Genomic DNA, 20,451 nt, shown 5'->3' on the forward strand with positions numbered 1-20,451 from the left:
ATACCATGAAGAATAGGGGTGAAAAATTTGAGGAAAGCAAAAGGTATATTTTTTGGTTTGATTATGGTTGCAATCATATTTCTTTTTACTTCCTTTACAACCATTATTGATTTCATAACAGATTATCAGTGGTTTAAGGAAGTGGGATATGATAAGGTTTTTTTAACAAAATTAATGGTCCAATTAAAAATGGGAATACCTATTTTTATTGTACTCACATTATTGATTCATTTTTATCTATTGTCTATTAAGAAGAATTATAACAAAAGGATAAATACAGCTGGTAATAGAATAAGTGAAAAAGGAATGAATAGGATAGCATTAGGAATTTCAGTAGTTGTTTCTTTTTTAACGACTATGACAATAACTGGAAATCTATGGTTTGAGCTGTTGAAGTTTTTGAATGCAACTCCATTTCATATTCTTGATCCTATATTTAAAAAGGATATATCCTTTTATATGTTCAAGATGCCTTTCTTAGAGCAGATTTACTATCTATTTATAAGCTTTATTGTATTTTTAGGGATTGTTACAGTTGTTTTCTATATGATTTTAATGAGTGTAAGAAGACCTGCTATTTTTGATAGGAATGATGAGGTAGAAGATAATGTTAGAAGAATTTATCCTAATATGAACAATGGAAAACAATTATTAAATATTGCACTAGAGCAGATCACTATTTTAGGCGTGATATTTTTTGTACTATTAGGATTAGGATATGTACTGAAAACATATGATTTATTATATTCACCTCGTGGGGTAGCTTATGGGGCAAGCTTTACAGATATTCATGTTACATTATGGGTCTACAGAGCTAAGATTTTATTATCTATTTTTTCTGCGGTTTTATTGATTATAGGAGCAAAAAGAAAAAAATTAAAATTAGTTCTTACAGGACCTATTATTATGATTGCTATATCTATATTGGGAAATGCTGTTGCTTTAGGGGTACAGAATTTTATTGTAGCTCCTGATGAAATTTCAAAGGAAAGAACATATTTAGAGCATAATATAAATTATACAAAGATGGCCTATGGATTAGATAAAATTGAAGAAAAGGATTTTCCTGCAACTAGAGATCTAACAAGAGAAGACTTAGATAAGAATATAAAAACGATAAAAAATATTCGTATAAATGATTACCGTCCTACAAAGCAGTTTTATAATCAGAGTCAAGGAATTCGATTGTACTATCAATTCCCTGATGTGGATATAGATAGATATAATATTGATGGACAGCTGACGCAAGTATTTTTATCAGGTAGAGAGATTAATGAAGGAAAAATTAATGAACAATGGATTAATCAACATTTGAAATATACACATGGTTATGGTGTTGCATTATCTCTTGTCAATGCAATTACAAGTCAGGGACAACCTGAGCTCTTGATAAAAAATATTCCACCAAAGTCTGATATAGAGAGTTTGAAAATAAAATATCCACAGATTTACTTTGGAGAGCTTACAAACAATTATGTGATTACTAATACAAAAGAAAAAGAATTTGATTATCCTAGTGGTGGTCAAAATGAAGAAACCTTCTATGAAGGAAGTGCAGGAATCCATTTAGGAGGAATCAATAAGCTTTTATATGCTATTAAGGAGAGAAGCTCGAAAATATTGATATCAGGAAATATTACTAAGGATAGTAAAATTTTGATATACAGAAATATAAAAGATAGGGCAAAAAAAATTGCACCATTTATATACTATGATGATGATCCATATCTTGTTATCAATGATGGAAAGCTATTTTGGATTTTAGATGGTTATACGGTTAGTGAGAATTTTCCTTATGCTAAACCATTTGGAGAGGGCAGGACGAATTATATCAGAAACTCTGTTAAGGTAGTAATAGATGCTTATAATGGAGATACTACTTATTATGTAGTAGATAAACATGATCCTGTGATAAAAAGTATGATGAAAATCTTCCCTCAGTTATTCACAAGTGTGGATAAGATGCCTGAAGGAATCAAAAGCCATATAAGATATCCACAAACATTATTTGATATACAGGCAAATGTGTATAAAGTATATCATATGAATAATACAGAAGTATTTTATCAACAGGAAGATTTATGGGATATTGCCCATGAGATTTATGAACAAGAAAAACGAGTAATGGAATCAAATTATTTTATAATGAAATTACCAGAGGAGGATAAAGAGGAATTCTTATTATCTATCCCTTATACTCCAAAGAACAAACCTAATCTGACAGCTCTTTTCATGGCGAGAAATGATGGAGAGAACTATGGAAAATTGATAATCTATAAGATGCCAAAGCAGAAGAATGTTTATGGACCTATGCAGATAGAGTCTAAGATTGATCAAGATACAACTATTTCTAAGGAATTTTCTTTATGGGGGCAAAAGGGTTCTACTTATATTCGAGGAAACCTACTGACTATCCCAATAGAGAATTCACTCCTTTATATCGAACCTATTTATTTAAAGGCAGACAATGAAAATAGTTTGCCAGAAGTAAAAAGAGTGATAGTAGCCTATGGAGATCGTATAGCTTATGAAGAAACATTAGAAAAAGCATTAGATCAATTGTTTGGAGAAGTAAGAACGCCAAATGTAACTATTCCAGAGGAGGATTTGAAGGATTCAGTAGATGTAAAGGGCATGATAGAAAGAGCAAATGAAGTATTTGTGAAAGCTCAAGAAGCTCAAAGAAATGGAAAATGGGCAGAGTATGGAAAATATTTGGATGAATTAAAAGGTTTATTGGAAAGATTAAATCAAATAGAAAAGGGAATCTCATAATGAGATTCCCTTTTTAAACACTAAAAAGGCTTCTTAAAAACCAATAAATGAATGAAATAGGTGGACCAATGATTTTACCTGTTAAACGGGTTATGATCAATAACATGAGGATAAATCTTCCTTTTGTATAAATTTCATAATAAAAAGGTTTATCCTTTAACCCTAATAATCCAAAGAAGATATGTGAACCGTCTAGTGGAGGGATTGGCAATAAATTAAATACAAATAAAACAATGTTGATCCATACGGTATAATCGAACACTTCCATAATAGTATTATAAAGATCATATGATAAAAATGTAATAGGGACTTCATACAATAGCTTCATAAGCATAAGAAAAAAAATAGCGATAAGTAGGTTCATCATAGGACCTGCTAGTGATACTAAGCAATCATCTCGTCTTCTATTTTTAAAATTCAGCTCATTTATTACAACAGGCTTTGCCCACCCAAATCTAGCAAATAATATAAGAAAAAAACCAATAGGATCAAGATGATTAGCAGGATTTAATGATAATCTACCTTGAAGTTTTGGTGTATCATCTCCTAACCAAACAGCTACCTGAGCATGTGCATATTCATGTAAGGAAAGGCCGATGAGTATTCCTGGAAGTGTTAAAAGCATTTCTCTAATGTTGATATCCATGAATTTCCTCCTTCTTTTGTAAAAAAGTCTATGTTTATTTTATAATAAATTTATAAAATATGAAATACTTAATTTGAGAAATTAGAGTGATATTGATTATATTTTTTATTGATAATTATATTGGATTTTTTTAATTGATTTTTTATATAACGATCGAGTTGATAAGTGCCTAATTCTTTTTTTAGTTTTTTCAGGATCAATTCTTTTTTTATTTTTTTAAGCGTATAAGCTTTATAAGCTTCTTCCGTATCTAAATCAAAAAGCTCCTTTTCTTTTGATTGACGAAACATATGAAAATATTTGTAGTATATATTGGTATCTATTTTTTCTTGAATATTTGATACATAAGCTTCATAAGCTTTTTGCATTTCATCTTCGTTTGGAATAAGAGATCTATCCTTTGCTTCTTGTAGGATTATTATGTCTTTTAAAATTTCTTCAAAAGCAGCAATAACATTATCTTGTTTATTTAATATTTGTTCATAGTGGTCAATTTCTTTTAGCAAAAAATATTTCAAAGCTTCTACATCTTCATAGCCATTTAAGGAAGAAATAAAATTTTTTGCAGCTTCAAGCTTTTTTTCTTTAAGCAAATGGATAATATGATCAATCAAATCGCGTCTTAAATGGAGAAGCTCTAGATTTCTATATATATTGTTTTGAAAGCTATTATATTCATATAAAGCTTTTTCTAATTGAAAAGCTATAAGCTTTTCTTTCACATCTTCTATAGTAATGATATGATCATTTACAATAGCGATTTCATTTGGATTCAAATCTTTATGTTCTACACAGGAAGTGAGTAATATTAAAAAGATAAACAGTAAAGCAATTTTTTTCATAACATATCACCTCTATGGATTATATACCCTAAAATTATACATATAGAATTAAAAAAGTTTCAAAATAAATATAGAATTTTCCTAAAAATACCTTTTGTTTTATGTATTAAAAAATATATAAAAATAGAACAAAAGATCCTTTAATAAAGACCTTTTGTCCTTTGGGAACAATATAAAAAGGGATAACAATGACCTTTAATGATTTCTTAATAATTTTAATTCTTCTATAGACATAGCATCTAAATTTTTTGCCATTTGAGCAAATTCTGTTCGATCAATAAAGCCTTTTGAAATAAGAATTTCTATAAGTGCAGCAATTGCTAAGGTGTTTCTATAATCAACTTCCTTTAAATCACCTATTTGTGCATATAAATCAATATCATACATAATTATTTCCCCCCCATAAATATTCATTGTAACTGTAATTATGAACTAAAATTTAAAAAAATATACACAAAAAGCTTTGCATATTATAAACATTGGACAAATATAATTCTATAAGGATAAACTCACAGCTAGGGGGTGAAGGTATGGAACTGACGCCATGTAGCTATTTTTTTAAGCTTGCTAAATATTTTATAAAGTCCCTTATAGCTTATTGCTTAAAAAAAGATGAAGAGCTTGAAAAATTATATTATCGTACAATGGATATACATATAGAATATATTGAAAAATACTGTAATGAAATAGAGAAGGAAGAAAGATTGAAGGAAAGAATTTATGAATTGTTAGCTTTAATAGCTTTAAGAGCGCAAACAGACACATTGAGGATAAAGAATAAAACTTATAAAGGGTTAAAATTAAGAGAAAATATTATGCAGAATTTCTATATAGAGCTGTGGATTATAGGGAAAAAGCTATATTTATATATTTATGAAAAATGTGGAGAAAATGAAGAGTTAGTCCCTTTTAGCATTGATATTCCATATCTTTTGCGTCTTGACCAAGTATACTTTGCTTTAAAAAATAAAAGAATTCCTGGTCTTTTAAGCCTTTTATATGAAAGCAGGAAATAATTTATATATATATAGGCAAACAACATCAAAATGAAATATAAAAGATAGTTCATTCCAGATAACTTTTGAAAAAACAAAACTTCATTTCATGAAAAAATACTAAACCTTCAAAACTCACTTCGTTCAAACAATGAAGGTTCTTAACGTATTTTTTATGAAATTTCAGTAAGTTTTTTTACAAAAGTTATCGAAGTCATTCACTTATCTTTATATATTTCTTTTTTTATGTTGAAGTTGTTTACCTATAGATAAACAACTTCAAATAAGACAAAATTAATTATTGTATAGCAATTTCGTAAAGGTTGCTATACAATTTTTATTAGAAACGTATATAAAAGAACTATATTAAAAGGGGTAGGGAGCATGATTAAAAATTATTTAGAATTAAATAAATTTGAAGTAGAGAAATTTCTTCAGTTTATAAATAGAAATAAAATAAATAAATTATCTTTTGAGGATATGGATAAGGAAATTAAATCTGAAGAATTTGATTTTGGTAGAGGAGTTATTTTAAAGATCAAAGGACAATATATTATGGGAATGGCATCAATAATATTAAAAGAATGTAATAAGAAAGGAATAGCATATATAATTAAGTTAGATATAAATGAAAGCATAGAGGATAAGAGGACAGTTTTGTGTGAGATAATAGAAGAATCTAAGAATATAGCCAAAAAATATGGAGCAAGGGAAATATTTTTAGGTACAAAGGATGATACAATAATTAGAAATTTAAATACTTTAGATATAGAGAAACAATATTCGGTAATAAGGATGACATTAGATAATATAAGAGTTAAATATTCACCATTAAGTCTAGTTAAGTTATCAGAGGAAAATAAGAAAGAATATTTAATGATTTATAATGATGCCTTTAAAGAAGTTCCAAATGCAGCAACGCTAACAGAGAGTGATATTGATGAATATATAAAAAGAGCAGATGAAAATAATTATATAGCTATAGCAAATAATGAAATGATAGGTTTTTTGCAGTTTAATATTAAAGACGGAGTGGGAGAATTTGATTTAGGATTAATTAAGAGTGCTAGAGGAAAGGGATATGGAAAGCTGCTTTTAGAAACGGCTATTAGCTTTTTGAATTTGAAGAAAGTAAAAGAAATAGGTTTGATTGTTGCTACAAAAAATACTTTAGCTTATGATATGTATAAGAAAAGAGGATTTAAAGAAAGTAAATTAGTTAGCGATTGGTTTCAACTTGATTAACTTTGATGACATATGATAAAATGTGAGGATAAAATTCTAATATATGAGGTGCTGATTTTGAATAAAAAAATAATCTATTTAATTGTTGCAATGTTTTTCATGAGTATTTTAGCAAATACAGCTCATCCTGTTACACCAGAATTAGTTGTTAGTTTAAATATGTCTTCACTGATGTATGGAATCATGTTTGCTACTATGTCTATAGCGAGCTTTACTATGTCACCCATTTGGGGAAGCTTATCAGATAAATATAGGAGCAGAAAATTATTTATATATCTTCCTTCTATAGGTTATGGACTTGCACAAATAGGATTTGGCTTTTCTACATCTCCAGTATTGATTCTTATATTTAGAATTTTTGGTGGTGGTTTTGCTGCATCTATATTTACCAATGCTATAGCTTATATTGTTGATGAGACAGATCATACAAATAGAAGTAAAGCTATAGCTTATTATACAGCTATAACGGGTTTTGGAGTAGCATTAGGATATTTAGTTGGTGGATACATAGGTGTAAATGATTACCATCATGCTTTTATTTTTCAATCACTAGGACTTATTATACATGCTATAATAGTTTATTTTCTTTTACCAGAAAGTAATGTGAAGATTGAGGATGTAAAAACATCAAAAAATTTTATCTTTCAAATAAAAGATGATTTTAAAAAATATATGCCTACAGCTTTAGGAACATTACTTTTAGTTGTATTCTTCACATCATTTTCATTTATTGCTTATTCTACAGGTATAAATTATTTCTTAAAGAAATATTTGAATTTAAATCCATTGCAAATAGGGTATTATATGGCTCTTACAGGTATTATAGGTATGATTGCCAATGTTTATTTAACGCCAAGAATATCAAGAAAATATGGTGATAAAAAATCACTTAAATATGTATTATTGGTTACGGGTATTACCCTTATTATTCTTTCAATGATAGATAAATTACTATCGCCAATTTCAATTATTGTATTTTTAATATTTGTATTTTTTATTTCTATGTTTAAGCCACTGCTACAAACAATGGTATCAAACTTAAGCAAGAATGAGCATGGTAAAATCATGGGACTTCAAAATTCTGCTAACTCTGTGGGAATGGTTGGAGGCTCTTTATTTGCTGGAACTTTATTAGATATATATCCTAAAATACCTTTTATGATGGCTGCTATTATATTTATCGTATCTTATCTGATAATTTTATTTAGCAATAAGTTAAAAAAGATATGATTATTATATTGCTTTAAAATACAAAAAGATGTCTCAAAAGTTGGAGACATCTTTTCATATAGAGAAAATATTGAAAATAATTGTTATACAGATTTTTTCTGTACTAGCTTTATATACCATGCAGCCATTTGTACTTGAAAAATATAGGCAACTGCAATAATTAATGCGATGTTTGAACCTTCAGATGAAAATGCAGTCATAGCAATAGCTAATGCAACGCTAAGATTCCTCATCACTGTACCATAAACTAAAGCTATAGAATCTTCCCATGAGAAAAAGAAACGTCCGATCATTGTTGTAATGGTAAAATTGATTAAATAAAACAAAATAATTGGTATTATAAGCAAAATTATTATAGAAGGATTATTAATAATTGTCTTTGCTTTTAATGATGTTGCAACGAAGATGATTCCTATTACACCAAGACTTGATAAAAGAGGAAAACGCATCTTCCATTTACTGTTGTATTGTTCAAGTCCAATATTATTAATCATTATATATCGAAGTGTAGCTCCTGCAATCATTGGAATTAATACTACAATAAGAATTTGTCGTATAATTTTAAACATTGGTATAGCTACAGTAGTACCTAGATACATTTTTAAAACTAGAGGAGCTATTAGTGCACTAAGTAAAAGCGCAACAATAGTAATTTTAATTGCAGCATGTATATTTCCTTTAGCAAATCCAGTCCAAGAAATGGTCATTCCTGAAGTAGGGAGTACGGACATCAGCATAAAGCCTACAAAAATCATAGGTTGGTTTTTGAAAAATATTGAGCCGATGCAAAAAGCAATAAATGGAATTAAGATAAAATTTATCCCTTGAGAGGAGACAATTAATGCTCCATTGCCTTTATTAAGTAATTCTTTGTAATTTAAATTGACCATCATTGGAAAAACCATCAAAAAAGTAAGAGGGATGATGAACATACTTAAAAATTTTGAATCAAAAAAATAACCAAAAATCAAACCAAGCACCATAGATGCAAGAATACTTTTTGCAAGGTGTTTTTTTAATATTTTTAATAGATTCCACATTAGTAATCGCCAGCCTTTCAAAAATATATACATATATATCGTTATATTCAAATATTAAAATATAACGATATATATATATTACATAAGCTTTTATAATATGTCAATAATGAAAATCATTTAGGAAAACAATAATTACTGTGTAAGCTTTATATAATTCAGATAAATCAACATATAAAGGTTTATCTATAGTATAACCAAATAATTGTATATAATGTTAATATCTGATTTTATTAGACTTATGGTAAGAATACTATCAAATCCCACGGTTTTAACGTGGGATTAAAGCTCATTTTTTATAATTTGAAATTATGATATAATGAGAAATATAGAGTTGCACTTTGAGGATTGGATAGAATATGTGGTTGCACAAATTTCAACGAAGTAAGAGGGGTGTAGTTCACGATTAAGAAAAAAGAGACGTTTATTGCGTCTCTTAAAATTGCTATTGAATGTTTTAAAAAAATCAAAATAATATTCGAATGATTTCTTTTATCTGATCATTTTTAATTGAATAAATGATTTCTGTACCTTGTCTTTTGCCAACAATGATATTTGCAGATTTTAATTTTGAAATATGCTGTGATATAGTTGATTGTGGTTTATCTAAACAATTGTGCATATCTGTTACATTAGTAGGTCCATTATGATATAGTGTCTGGATAATACAGAGTCTAACTGGATGAGCTAATGCTTTGAGTATTTCTGCTTTTTGTTCAAAAATTTCAGAATTTGTTTTATATGTTTGCACAGAAATATCCCCTCCGATAACATAATATTTTTATATCTTATATCTGTATATTATAATATATAGATATAATGTTTTCAATAAATTTAATTATTTTTAATGATCTATAAAATGGATATTGTAAGTCTAAAATATTATTATTAGGAAGTGGTAGACATGGAACGAATATATATGAAAGAAGCTTTAATAGAAGCTAAAAAAGCTATGGAAATAGAAGAAGTGCCTATCGGTGCAGTGATTGTAAAAGATGGAAATATAATAGCAAGAGCACATAATTTGAGAGAAAGAAGTAAAGACCCAACTAGTCATGCAGAGATTTTAGCTATTCGTGAAGCTTCCAAAGCTTTAGGGGGGTGGCGTCTTATTGGATGTGATCTTTATGTAACTGTAGAACCTTGTCCTATGTGTGCAGGGGCTATTATGTTATCTAGAATAGATAGACTGATCATAGGAACTATGGATCCTAAAGGTGGTGCTGCAGGATCTATATTAAATATTGTTGAAGATGAGCGATTTAATCATCAAACAGAGGTTATAAGAGGTGTGATGCAGGAGGAATGTGCTGCTGTGATGAAGGAGTTTTTTAGAAATTTAAGGAAAAGAAAATAAGATCAAGCCATTGTTTTTTTAATCAAAATTAGTAAGTATTAAAGAACTAAGCAGTCCGAGGGCTGATATAAGTCCAACAATAGGACCTCCTTCTTCATAAGCTTCTGGCATCATAGTGGAGGAAACCATAGAGACAATTCCTCCAGCTGCAAAAGCTTTAATAGCTGCAATTAAGTTAGAAGATGTATTTTTCAAAAAAACGAAACCACACAAGGAGCTTAGGAGTGAAAGGATTAAAACCATTAACCATAAAAAAAGAATCTTACTATTCTTATAGCCACCTTTTTTTAATCCAATACTACTGGATAACCCTTCAGGGAAATTGCTTATAAAGATAGCAACTACCAAAAGCCAGCTTACTTTTTTTTGACCTATCATACTGATTCCAATAATCATAGATTCAGGAACTGCATCCATTAGAGTACCGATAAAGATTGCTAATCCTGAATTTTCCTTTGACTTTTCTGATGAACGCTTTCGTTGATGACCTCCTTTGTGTACAACGATTAAGTCTAAAATAGTAAATAAAAAAGCACCAAAAATAAAACCCATTGCTGTAATGTTTATGCTACCGTCTTTAACTGCTTCAATAAGAAGTTCGAAGGAAGCTGCACCTATTAAAACACCTGTGCCAAATGCCATAATAAGCCCTATTATGAATTTTTTCATATTAAAATAAATGCCTATTAAAGATCCAATAAATACTGAAGAACCAGCGATTCCTCCCCAAATAGCTGCTTTCCACATACTAAACCTACCTTTCAAAGAGTAGAGAAAAATTATTTTTATTTAGTATGCCACCGAATAATTTTTTTATCTCTTTTTTTTTATCTCTAAAAAACTCTGCGTAATAAATTTTTGAATGGTTATAATAAAAAATATGGTCTTACTTGGAGGGATGATTTTTGATATTACAGCATTATATTCAAGATGCATTAGATCTTGCTGTTACTAGAGATCCTAAGAAAATTAATAAAGCTATTGAACTTATGGATACTGCATTAAGAGAATTTCATAAAGATAAATTTTCTTTAACAAGAGCTTATAGTACAAAAGGGTTGATTTATGAATATTATTCGAGGGATTTTTATAGAGCTTATGAATGTTACACCAAGTGGGGAGAAATAGGAGGGAAGCTAAAAGGATATGAATTTGACAGAATAAGATCCTTCATGAGAGCAAATAAATTTCAATATTCTAAAAAGTTTTTTTCTCTTGTAGAGGATATGCAAAAAGTTCAGATACATATACCCACTAAGCAAATCCGGTTTTGGATGTCTATAGCAGCTACTATTATCTATTCATATGAAGCAAGATATGATGCTGCAAAACAAATGGCTAAAGGAGCAATTTTTATTTTCAATGAAAAAGAAACATCTTTAAAGACTATGTTAAAATCAAACAAGCTTTTAGATCATATAGATGTTACAGAAGAAGAGATGAAATTAGTGTGGCAGTTTGCCAAAAAGGGAAAAATATAATGTGATTGTGAGAACTTTCTATTCAAATAAATAGGAAGTTTTTTATTTGTATTAAATAGTTATAGATTTTGCAAAGAATCGACAAACATATAAATAATACGACAAAAATGTAGCATCGTGTTATAATGGAGGTGATTGCAAAAATAAGGAAATGGAGTGAGAAACTTGTCAAAAAAACATTATCTTTTAATCATCATAGCATTTCTATTAGTTTTAACAGCTTGTGCAAAAGAACAAGTTGTCAAGACAAGTCAAGAAAAAACTGTAGGGACTGAGGCTGTAGCAGATGTGAAAGGAAATTTAAAGGTGCATTTTATTGATGTAGGGCAGGCAGATAGCATACTTATTGAAAATGGTGAAAATAATATGCTTATTGATGCAGGAAATAATATGGATTCCGATTTGGTTGTTAATTATTTAAAAAGGGAAGGCATAAAAAAGTTGGATTATGTTATAGGAACGCATCCTCATGAAGACCATATAGGAGGATTAGATGCAGTGATAAATACTTTTGATATAGGAAAAGTTTACATGCCAAAGGTTACCCATAATAGTAAAACCTTTAAAGATGTAGTTACGGCAATAAAAAATAAAGGATTAAAAATAACGACTCCTGTAGTTGGGAGTAAAATAGTATTAGGAGATGCACAAGGGGTTATTCTTGCACCAAATAGCAAAGAATATAAGGATTATAATAATTATTCTATTGTACTGAAATTAACATATGGCAATACTTCCTTTTTATTTACAGGAGATGCAGAAGATATTTCAGAAGAGGAAATGATACGCAAAGGCTTTGATTTATCAGCAGATGTATTAAAAGTTGGACACCACGGGAGCCATTCTTCTACAACTTTAGAATTTTTAAATAAAGTAAATCCTGCATATGCTGTAATTATGTGTGAAACAGGAAATGATTATGGACATCCTCATAAGGAAACAATGGATAAATTGAAAAATAAAAATATTCCTGTTTATAGAACAGATGAAAATGGAACGATTATTGCAGTAAGTGATGGAGAAAAAATTAAATTTAATGTAAATCCAGGGGATTATAGTTATGGTAGAGGAAGCAATACTGAAAAAGCTAGTATAAATAAAAATAAGTCAAGTCAAGACAATATATTTACAGCGAAAGCAGAAAGCTATGAAGAAAAAGCATATGTTGATAAAAATGGAAATGGCTTAATAAAAGGAAATATTAATAGTAAAGGAGAAAAAATATATCATATGCCTGATGGAGCTTATTATAAAAAAGTAAATGCAGAAGTTTTATTTAAGACAGAAAGGGAAGCTCAGGAAGCCGGATTTAGAAAATCTAAAAAGTAGGTGATCGTATGTATTTGGTTATAGATCGATTTGAAGAAAGCACTGCTGTGTGTGAAAGAGAAGATGGAAATATAATAAATATTGAAAGAAGTAAAATCCCATATGCTGCAAAGGAAGGAGATGTACTAGTAATAAGTGGAAATAGTATTCGTATTGATTATGAAAAAACCTTGAAAAGAAAAAAGGAAATAGAAACAATAGTTGAGGATTTGTGGGAATAATAGGCGTCAGTGCATACTGACGCCTTTGATGTAAACTACATAGTTGCTTTTTTTGCTAAAGGGTCTTCACCATATTGGTTAGGACCATCTGTTCCTTTTTTAAATAATAAAAGAAAACCTAAATAAATATTGTAAAGGGGAATCAATAATAAAAACCAATGAGTTCCAGGTCTTTCAATATCATGTAGTCTTTGAACTGCAAGGCAGATTGATAATGCTACATAAGCAATATACATAAGAATATATATAATGAATGCAAATGTATTTTCTGTAAGTGCATAAATTATTTGAGGGATCATAGTAATTAAACCAGCTAAGAAAATATATCCACAATATGCTAATCGATTGATTCTCCCATTAAAAGTAAAAAACCTTCCCATATATATTCACCTCCTCTCAAAATAACAATAATTGAATATAATGGATAACATAAGCTATTATACTGTTTTTTAGAAATTATTACAATAATTTTTTTAATTCTTATTTCCTTGTTTGAACGAAGTGAGTTTTGAAGTTGTTTATCTATAGAATGAAATAAAGGTAGTTATAAAATAATTTTTTAGAGGATTTTTAAAATTTTTGTCAAATATAAAATAATGTTAAATTCAAACAAAATAAGGGGGAATTCTTTTCTAATGAATATTTTTAAAGATTTGGTTAAAATTACTATTGTTTTATTGTGTATACTATTTATTCCTTCAATAAATTATGCACAAGAAATTGTAAAAGGAACTGTTATTGATAAAAATACAGTTTTATGTAAAGAGCCTAAGTCTTCTTCACAAAGTTTAGATTTTTTAGGGTTTGGTGAGGAAGTGTTTATTGAAGAGAATCAGGGAAAATGGTATAGAGTTTCTACAAGTGATGGAATGTTTGGCTGGGTTCATAGTGAATGTATTTTGGTTAAGGATAAGAATGAAAAATTAATAGAAAATGGAATTGTTAATATAGGAACTATAGAAGTACGAAAAGAACCAAATATTAGTTCTGATATTATGGGAAGAGTAGGGTTTGCAACAAAAGTAGCAGTATTAGAAAAAAAAGGAGACTGGTACCAATTAGGTATGGGAGATGAAGTAATTGGTTGGGTACCTTCTGAATATATTATTACTACGCCTGTTTATAAAAAAGCTAAAATTATGTCTGAAAAGGGAGCTGTTTATGAAAAACCATCAAAGGATAGTAAGCTCATAAAAGAATTGGATAAAAACTATATTGTAAAGATTGATGATTATGAAGATGGTTATTTTCATATTATGTGGGGAAAAAAAGGAGAAGGTTTTATTTATGCAAACGAAGTAAAGCTTATTCATGAAGACTTTTTTTACGAAGCTTTTGCAAAAAAAGAAGTTAAGGAAAAAGTTAAAGAAAAAGCAGTAAATACTTTTAAAGAAATAATAGAAAATGCTACATATCTTGGAGGCGATTATGCTGCTACAGCTTATGATTTATCTATTGCTTCTTGTGGAAAAGCTGTAGGATCAAAATATAGAGGATTTACAAGAACGGGATACAACTTAAATGGAAAGAGTTGGAAAGAAGCGATGGTTGTTGCTGTAGATTCAAGAAAGATTCCATTAGGAAGTAAAATACTTGTATTATTTGATGAAGGTGACTGGCGAGCAAAATATAACGGTATTTATTTAGCAGCAGATACTGGTGGAGGTGTAAAAGGAAAAACAATAGATATTTATTTGGGAGATATAGGAAATAAGCAGATGAAAGAAGTAAGAGATTTTGGAAAAACATATAATGTGAAGGTTTATCTTTTAAATTAGAAAAGAAAGCTTTTTAAGACTTCAGAGAATGTTCTGAAGTCTTTTTATATAAAGGTATGTATTGATTAAAGCTAAATGGAAAAGCTAAGGTTATGGAGGTGAATATATTTGACTGATTATATTACAAATAGACAAATTGCCTTTATTATTTTTGGTGCGCTTGTAGGGTATGGTGTGATGGGGCTTCCTAAAAATGTTGCAGAAAGTTCAGGAACAGGAGGTTGGTTTACCCTAATTGTAGTAACATTTATAGTAATGATTATTACTTATATGGTTACATATCTCTCGTATGTTCATAAAAATAAAACTATATATGAGTATAGTCAAATATTAACAGGTAAAGTTGTTACATATATATTTATGAACCTGTATATATTTTATTATTTTTTAGTTTTTAGCATGTTAGGGAGAATTTCTAGCGAAACCATTAAGCTTAGTATATTATTAAGAACTCCTGTATGGGCATTGAGTTTTGTTTTTTTCAGTATTGCTTATTATGCATTGACAAAGAGATTGCGTGTTATTGCAAGAATTTGTGAAATATATGGAGTTATAATTATTGTTGTTACAGTTATGATGCATTTTGCTATGTTTACACAAGGAAAATTCATTAACTTAAAGCCTTTTTTTGTTATGGAAGATTTGCCAGCATATTTAAAAGCATCTGTTAAACTCATATTTCCTTTTTTAGGAGTAGAGATATTAACTGTTATTCCTTTTAATAAAAAGAATAGTAAAAATGTATTAAAATATACAGTTTTTATTGTAGCATTTGTAGGGATCATATATATATTAGTAGCAGAATCTTGTATTTCTGTAATGAGTGTAGATGGTATTATTCACTATAATGATGCAGTACTAGCTACCATACGAAGAATAGATATTCAAAGTCTACAGTTTATTAGAAGATTAGATGGTATTTTTTTAATCATATGGATTATGGCTATATTTTGTACCATGATTATATGGGCTTACGGAGGAATTTTTCTTTTGAGCAAATTCTTTAAAAAGGTTCATTTTAACTACCTTGCGCTTGTTGTTGTGATAATGGCCTATATTGTTTCTCTGATTCCTACTACCTTTGAGCAAGTACAAAAAATACTAAATTATGTTAGTTATTACGGATTAGTATGTATGGTATTAATACCAGCCATATTATTTTTTATTACGAAGGTGAAAAAATATGATAAAAAAGTACAGTAAGGTATGTATGCTTTTTATATGTTTATTTATTCTGACAAGCTGTTGGGATTATAGGGATATTGATAAGAAGTGTATTGTTGTTGCTATTGGGGTAGATGCTGTTGGAAAGGATATTGAATTTTCAGGTGAAATTGCACAGCTTACGCCTTCTGCTGCAAGTCAAGAAAAGTCTCAAGTAGCAGGCGTATATAATTTATTATCTTATGGAAAAACCTTTGAGGAAGCTCGAGTAAATTATGATGCAGTAAATCCTTGCTCTACATTTTTAGGGGCAACAAGAGTTGTTGTATTTGGACAAAATTTTGCAAAAAAGGGAATAGAACCTTATTTATATAGGATCAATCACATTTATGATTATCGAAAAACTATTTTACCAGTAGTGTGTCGTGAAAAGCCTAGAGAATTATTTAAAATGAAAACAAAAAAAGATATGTCTGTAGGATTTTTGATAGAGAATATTTTGAATCACTTAGCAAGCAGTGGAAAAGCTATGTATCCAACAGTTGGGGAATTACTTTTTAATGTAGAAACAGGAGGAGGATGCTATGCTGTACCTTATATAGGTACTGAAAAGGGAGATATAAAGTATTTAGGGCTTGCAGTTATGAAAAAATCAAAATTAATAGGCGAGATAGATCTTGAAGAAACCGATGGCGTATTATACATATTGGCAGAAAAGCCTAGAATCGTTGAAGTAATTCCATATTATAAAAATAAGAATAACAATACATCTTTTCGTGTAGCTGTTAAAAAAAGAAAGATTGAAACAAACTATAAAGATAATGAAGTTTTTATTCAGATTGCTTTAGATTTAAAGGCAGAGCTTCAGTATCAATATGATATACAGCCAGTTACTGATAATGATATAAAGGAATTAGAAAAGAGTTTATCAGAAAAAGTGAAAAATAAAGTGATGCTAGCTATTCAAAAAGCACAAAAAGAGTTTCAATGTGATTATTTTCAATTCAGAAGATATTTTAAAGCCAAATATCCTAAAATTTATAAAAAAATAAAATGGGAAGATGTCTTTCCTAAGATGAATATAAAAGTAGTAGTTCAAACAAAAATTGTTAACAAAAGCTTGGCAGATCCAAATGCTAAAAAGAAATATTAGAGGATGGATTAATATGAAAAATAATAATCGATTGATAAATAAAATAAAAGAATTGAGAGAAGAAAACTTTGGTGTGTCTGTAAGAAAACTATCTATTTTTAATGAAGAAGTGTTTATATTATATATTCCAGAGTTGACAGATCGAGGAGTATTATCGGACAACATTATAAAGCCTATATTACAGTATGGAAAAGAGCAAATGCTTACTATAGATAAAATATTATTGTCTATTGTTTATTTAGATGATATTTTTAGTGATGATGATGAAGAAAAGATAGTTGAGTATATTTTAGAAGGAAAGTCGATTATTATTCTTTTAAAGGAAGCTAAATATATTGTTGCAAACACTTTAAAGGTTGAGCAAAGAAAGGTTCAGACGCCAGAAATAGAAACTACGCTAAGAGGTCCTAAGGATGCTTTTACTGAAAATCTCGATACTAATTTGTCTCTTGTTCGCTACAGGATAAAAGATCCTTCTCTTAGAATTGATAAGTCGATAATCGGAAAAAGAACAAAGACAAATACAGCTGTTATTTATATAAAAGATATAGCAAACCCTAAATATGTGAATGAAGTGAAAAAAAGAATCCAAAAGATCAGCGTAGATGGCATACTTGAGTCTGGATATGTTCAAAAATTTCTTTTGAACAATACTTTTGATTTATTTCCTCAAGCAGGTATTGTAGAGAGGTCTGATACAGCCTGTGCCAACCTATTAGAAGGAAAGATTTGTATTCTTGTAGAAGGAAGTAGTTTAGGCTTGATAGTACCGAAAACCTTTATTGAATTTTTGGATACAGGAGAGGATCATTATAACAATTTATATTTAGCGATATTTTCTAAAATACTGACTGCATTAGCATTGTGTATAACTTTGACTGTATCTGCTTTGTATATTGCTGTTGTTAGCTTTCATACAGATATTTTGCCACCCCAATATATTTTAAGCTTGGCTATTGCTAGGAAAACTGTTCCTTTCAATGCGTTGATAGAAACACTTGTTATGGAGTTTATAGCAGAAATATTAAGAGAAGCAAGTATAAGGCTTCCGCAGCAAATAGGACCAGCTATTGGAATTGTTGGAGCTATCGTAATAGGACAAGCTGCAGTTGCTGCAGGATTAGTCAGTCCACTTTTAGTAATTATCGTATCTTTATCTATGATGTGTTCCTTTGTAGCAGCAGATTATACGATTATCAGTTCTATTCGCATATTAAAATTTTTCTTGATTTTTATAACAGGTATATTTGGATTATTTGGATTTGTTATGGGATTTACAGTTATTATGATTAACTTATGCGCCCAAACAAGCTTTGGTGTACCTTATTCTGCTCCTCTTGCACCATTTCATTTTAAAGATATAATCAATTATATTTTTAGCGATATTACATTAGCCAAAATGAGGCCAAAATTTTTACATACAAAGGATAAAACAAGGCAGTAAATTTTTGCCAATGGTGAATAACTATTTTACTGGTGATATAATAGAATTAATAGGATAAGGATATTTTGGAGCTGATGTACTTGATAGAATTATTAAAACATCTTATTAATAATTTAGGATATGTGATTGTTATAGCTTTTTTTATTTCAAAGCTTAATACATTTCGGCAGATGATTCAAAAGGAGAAAATAGGAAGAGTTGAGACGTTGATACTAGCCTTTATATTTGGAGGAATAGGGATTATCGGAACCTATGTAGGAATTGATGTACGTGGTGCTATTGCCAATACAAGAAATATAGGTGTAATTGTAGGAGGAATTCTTTGTGGGCCATTTGTAGGAATTGTAGGGGGAATCCTTGCAGCAACACATCGGATTCTGATTGATGCTGGTGGAATTACAGCATTTCCATGTGCTATGGCAACTGCTATTGGTGGGTATTTATCTGGAATCATTTACAAAAAATCAAATATTAAAAATAGATGGTTTTATGGATTGTTAGGGGGAATTGTAGTAGAGAATTTGAGTATGACTTTTATTTTATTATTTTCAAAACCATTTCCTCTAGCATTGAGTATTGTAAAGGATATTTATGTGCCTATGGTTTTAATCAATGGAGTTGGAATTGCGATAGTGATTATGATTACAGAAAATATTTTTGAAGCAGAAGAAGAAATTGCTGCAAAACAGGCAAAGCATGCATTAGAAATTGCTAATAAAACATTGCCTTATTTTCGTGATGTAAACAATAATTCTTTAAAAAAAATCTGTGAGATCATAAAAACTTCTGTAAAAGCTGATGCTGTTTCTATAACAGATAAAAAATATATTCTTGCTCATGTAGGCAGTGGAGAGGATCATCATACTGTTGGAAAATCTATTTTGACAAGAGCAACAGAGCGAGTTATAAAGGAAGGAATTATTGAGATTTTAAATACACCTGAAGAAATAGATTGTATGGATGAAAATTGTCCATTAAAATCTGGTATTATTGTACCTCTTAAGGAAAATGAAAAAGTAATTGGCACATTAAAAATATATTATAACGATGAAAACCACATAACCTTTCGAGATATAAGCTTGGCAGAAGGTTTATCTCAGCTGATTTCTACACAGCTTGAAATTAGCAAGCTTGAAAAACTAAAGGAGATGGCAAACAAATCCGAGATTAAAGCGCTTCAAGCACAAATCAATCCGCATTTTTTATTTAATGCTTTACATACAATTGTATCATTTATGAGAATGGATATAGATAAAGCACGAGAATTGATCATTGATTTATCTACATATTTAAGATATAACATTGAAAAAGGAGATGAATTGGTAAGCTTAAAAAAAGAATTGGAACAGGTAAGAGCGTATGTTAAAATAGAACAGGCAAGATATGGAAAAAAGTTGCATATAATTTATGATATAGATGATAATATTGATATAAAAATTCCAAGTCTTACTATACAGCCACTTGTTGAAAATGCTATAAAACATGGCATATTAAAAGCACATCAGGATGGTGGTTTTATAAAGATTTGTGTAAAAGAGAAAAAAGACAGAGTTCAGATTATCATAGAAGATAATGGTGTTGGTATAGAAGAAGAAGTGATTTGCGGGATAAAAAAAGGAAAGACAAAAGAAGGCAGTATTGGGCTTTTGAATGTACACAATAGATTAGAGTTGATTTATGGGAAGGGGCTTAAAATCGAGCGGCTTCAAAAAGGAACAAGAATATCCTTTGAGATTTACAGAAAGGAGGGCTAA

The 20,451-nt window shown here is 29.3% G+C and carries 20 protein-coding genes; 13 read left to right on the top strand and 7 right to left on the bottom strand.

Annotation, left to right across the window (positions count from 1 at the left end; translation table 11 throughout):
* Positions 1–27: 27 nt before the first annotated feature.
* Positions 28–2,775, top strand: coding sequence for a UPF0182 family membrane protein (locus tag KVH43_RS05000; protein WP_255547816.1), 2,748 nt, complete (start codon positions 28–30; stop codon positions 2,773–2,775).
* Between the two features lie 13 nt (positions 2,776–2,788).
* Here the strand turns inward: KVH43_RS05000 and KVH43_RS05005 are convergent, their stop codons facing one another.
* From KVH43_RS05005 to KVH43_RS05015, 3 genes are all read right to left on the bottom strand, one after another.
* A complete protein-coding gene (locus tag KVH43_RS05005; protein ID WP_218283760.1) occupies positions 2,789–3,421 on the bottom strand; it encodes a site-2 protease family protein in 633 nt (210 codons plus the stop codon).
* Positions 3,422–3,489: 68 nt separating this feature from the next.
* Entirely contained in the window at positions 3,490–4,263 is a 774-nt protein-coding gene (locus KVH43_RS05010; protein WP_218283761.1) for a hypothetical protein, read from the bottom strand.
* Between the two features lie 195 nt (positions 4,264–4,458).
* Positions 4,459–4,650, bottom strand: a complete 192-nt coding sequence (locus KVH43_RS05015) for a hypothetical protein (protein ID WP_218283762.1) — start codon at positions 4,648–4,650, stop codon at positions 4,459–4,461.
* 143 nt (positions 4,651–4,793) lie between these two features.
* Here KVH43_RS05015 and KVH43_RS05020 point away from each other — a divergent pair, with 143 nt between their 5' ends.
* From KVH43_RS05020 to KVH43_RS05030, 3 genes are all read left to right on the top strand, one after another.
* A complete protein-coding gene (locus tag KVH43_RS05020; protein WP_218283763.1) occupies positions 4,794–5,279 on the top strand; it encodes a hypothetical protein in 486 nt (161 codons plus the stop codon).
* Positions 5,280–5,642: 363 nt separating this feature from the next.
* Positions 5,643–6,503: a GNAT family N-acetyltransferase gene (locus tag KVH43_RS05025; RefSeq protein WP_218283764.1), complete on the top strand. Its 861-nt coding sequence runs from the start codon at positions 5,643–5,645 to the stop codon at positions 6,501–6,503.
* A 57-nt stretch (positions 6,504–6,560) separates the two neighbouring features.
* Positions 6,561–7,733, top strand: coding sequence for an MFS transporter (locus KVH43_RS05030; protein WP_218283765.1), 1,173 nt, complete (start codon positions 6,561–6,563; stop codon positions 7,731–7,733).
* Between the two features lie 83 nt (positions 7,734–7,816).
* Here KVH43_RS05030 and KVH43_RS05035 read toward each other — a convergent pair whose 3' ends face one another.
* Entirely contained in the window at positions 7,817–8,773 is a 957-nt protein-coding gene (locus tag KVH43_RS05035) for an arsenic resistance protein (RefSeq protein WP_218283766.1), read from the bottom strand.
* Between the two features lie 463 nt (positions 8,774–9,236).
* Positions 9,237–9,521 (bottom strand): ArsR/SmtB family transcription factor, encoded by a 285-nt coding sequence (locus KVH43_RS05040; protein ID WP_148810643.1) that lies wholly within the window; start codon positions 9,519–9,521, stop codon positions 9,237–9,239.
* Between the two features lie 153 nt (positions 9,522–9,674).
* Here KVH43_RS05040 and tadA point away from each other — a divergent pair, with 153 nt between their 5' ends.
* Positions 9,675–10,127 (top strand): tRNA adenosine(34) deaminase TadA, encoded by a 453-nt coding sequence (gene tadA / locus KVH43_RS05045; protein WP_218283767.1) that lies wholly within the window; start codon positions 9,675–9,677, stop codon positions 10,125–10,127.
* An 18-nt stretch (positions 10,128–10,145) separates the two neighbouring features.
* On the opposite strand, the gene KVH43_RS05050 is transcribed toward tadA, so the two are convergent.
* Positions 10,146–10,874 carry a ZIP family metal transporter gene (locus KVH43_RS05050; protein ID WP_218283768.1) on the bottom strand — a complete coding sequence of 243 codons (729 nt, stop codon included), beginning with the start codon at positions 10,872–10,874 and terminating at the stop codon, positions 10,146–10,148.
* A 158-nt stretch (positions 10,875–11,032) separates the two neighbouring features.
* Here KVH43_RS05050 and KVH43_RS05055 point away from each other — a divergent pair, with 158 nt between their 5' ends.
* The 3 genes from KVH43_RS05055 to KVH43_RS05065 all read left to right on the top strand — a co-directional run bounded on the left by KVH43_RS05055 (position 11,033) and on the right by KVH43_RS05065 (position 13,158).
* On the top strand, positions 11,033–11,608 hold the full coding sequence (locus KVH43_RS05055; protein WP_218283769.1) for a hypothetical protein: 576 nt from the start codon (positions 11,033–11,035) through the stop codon (positions 11,606–11,608).
* A gap of 156 nt (positions 11,609–11,764) precedes the next feature.
* Positions 11,765–12,937 (top strand): ComEC/Rec2 family competence protein, encoded by a 1,173-nt coding sequence (locus tag KVH43_RS05060; protein WP_218283770.1) that lies wholly within the window; start codon positions 11,765–11,767, stop codon positions 12,935–12,937.
* A gap of 8 nt (positions 12,938–12,945) precedes the next feature.
* Positions 12,946–13,158, top strand: a complete 213-nt coding sequence (locus tag KVH43_RS05065) for a DUF3006 domain-containing protein (protein ID WP_218283771.1) — start codon at positions 12,946–12,948, stop codon at positions 13,156–13,158.
* Positions 13,159–13,193: 35 nt separating this feature from the next.
* Here the strand turns inward: KVH43_RS05065 and KVH43_RS05070 are convergent, their stop codons facing one another.
* Positions 13,194–13,538, bottom strand: a complete 345-nt coding sequence (locus KVH43_RS05070) for a DUF805 domain-containing protein (RefSeq protein ID WP_218283772.1) — start codon at positions 13,536–13,538, stop codon at positions 13,194–13,196.
* 255 nt (positions 13,539–13,793) lie between these two features.
* On the opposite strand from KVH43_RS05070, the gene KVH43_RS05075 reads away from it, so the two are divergent.
* The 5 genes from KVH43_RS05075 (at position 13,794) to KVH43_RS05095 (ending at position 20,451) form a co-directional block, all read left to right on the top strand.
* On the top strand, positions 13,794–14,936 hold the full coding sequence (locus KVH43_RS05075; RefSeq protein ID WP_218283773.1) for an SH3 domain-containing protein: 1,143 nt from the start codon (positions 13,794–13,796) through the stop codon (positions 14,934–14,936).
* Positions 14,937–15,044: 108 nt separating this feature from the next.
* Positions 15,045–16,139 (top strand): GerAB/ArcD/ProY family transporter, encoded by a 1,095-nt coding sequence (locus KVH43_RS05080; RefSeq protein WP_218283774.1) that lies wholly within the window; start codon positions 15,045–15,047, stop codon positions 16,137–16,139.
* On the top strand, positions 16,120–17,253 hold the full coding sequence (locus KVH43_RS05085; RefSeq protein WP_218283775.1) for a Ger(x)C family spore germination protein: 1,134 nt from the start codon (positions 16,120–16,122) through the stop codon (positions 17,251–17,253). Before KVH43_RS05080 ends, KVH43_RS05085 begins: the two co-directional genes overlap by 20 nt.
* 13 nt (positions 17,254–17,266) lie before the next feature.
* Positions 17,267–18,697: a spore germination protein gene (locus tag KVH43_RS05090; RefSeq protein WP_255547817.1), complete on the top strand. Its 1,431-nt coding sequence runs from the start codon at positions 17,267–17,269 to the stop codon at positions 18,695–18,697.
* A 74-nt stretch (positions 18,698–18,771) separates the two neighbouring features.
* Complete coding sequence (locus KVH43_RS05095; protein WP_255547840.1) at positions 18,772–20,451, top strand: sensor histidine kinase; 1,680 nt, start codon at positions 18,772–18,774, stop codon at positions 20,449–20,451.

The organism is Crassaminicella indica, from assembly GCF_019203185.1.
Lineage (GTDB): Bacteria > Bacillota > Clostridia > Peptostreptococcales > Thermotaleaceae > Crassaminicella > Crassaminicella indica.

What these genes read in the sequence shown, in the direction of transcription:
- KVH43_RS05005 (WP_218283760.1), bottom strand. Translation starts at nt 3,421, where the DNA reads ATGGATATCAACATTAGAGAAATGCTTTTAACACTTCCAGGAATACTC.
- KVH43_RS05010 (WP_218283761.1), bottom strand. Translation starts at nt 4,263, where the DNA reads ATGAAAAAAATTGCTTTACTGTTTATCTTTTTAATATTACTCACTTCC.
- KVH43_RS05015 (WP_218283762.1), bottom strand. Translation starts at nt 4,650, where the DNA reads ATGTATGATATTGATTTATATGCACAAATAGGTGATTTAAAGGAAGTT.
- KVH43_RS05020 (WP_218283763.1), top strand. Translation starts at nt 4,794, where the DNA reads ATGGAACTGACGCCATGTAGCTATTTTTTTAAGCTTGCTAAATATTTT.
- KVH43_RS05025 (WP_218283764.1), top strand. Translation starts at nt 5,643, where the DNA reads ATGATTAAAAATTATTTAGAATTAAATAAATTTGAAGTAGAGAAATTT.
- KVH43_RS05035 (WP_218283766.1), bottom strand. Translation starts at nt 8,773, where the DNA reads ATGTGGAATCTATTAAAAATATTAAAAAAACACCTTGCAAAAAGTATT.
- tadA (WP_218283767.1), top strand. Translation starts at nt 9,675, where the DNA reads ATGGAACGAATATATATGAAAGAAGCTTTAATAGAAGCTAAAAAAGCT.
- KVH43_RS05050 (WP_218283768.1), bottom strand. Translation starts at nt 10,874, where the DNA reads ATGTGGAAAGCAGCTATTTGGGGAGGAATCGCTGGTTCTTCAGTATTT.
- KVH43_RS05065 (WP_218283771.1), top strand. Translation starts at nt 12,946, where the DNA reads ATGTATTTGGTTATAGATCGATTTGAAGAAAGCACTGCTGTGTGTGAA.
- KVH43_RS05070 (WP_218283772.1), bottom strand. Translation starts at nt 13,538, where the DNA reads ATGGGAAGGTTTTTTACTTTTAATGGGAGAATCAATCGATTAGCATAT.
- KVH43_RS05075 (WP_218283773.1), top strand. Translation starts at nt 13,794, where the DNA reads ATGAATATTTTTAAAGATTTGGTTAAAATTACTATTGTTTTATTGTGT.
- KVH43_RS05085 (WP_218283775.1), top strand. Translation starts at nt 16,120, where the DNA reads ATGATAAAAAAGTACAGTAAGGTATGTATGCTTTTTATATGTTTATTT.
- KVH43_RS05090 (WP_255547817.1), top strand. Translation starts at nt 17,267, where the DNA reads ATGAAAAATAATAATCGATTGATAAATAAAATAAAAGAATTGAGAGAA.
- KVH43_RS05095 (WP_255547840.1), top strand. Translation starts at nt 18,772, where the DNA reads ATGTACTTGATAGAATTATTAAAACATCTTATTAATAATTTAGGATAT.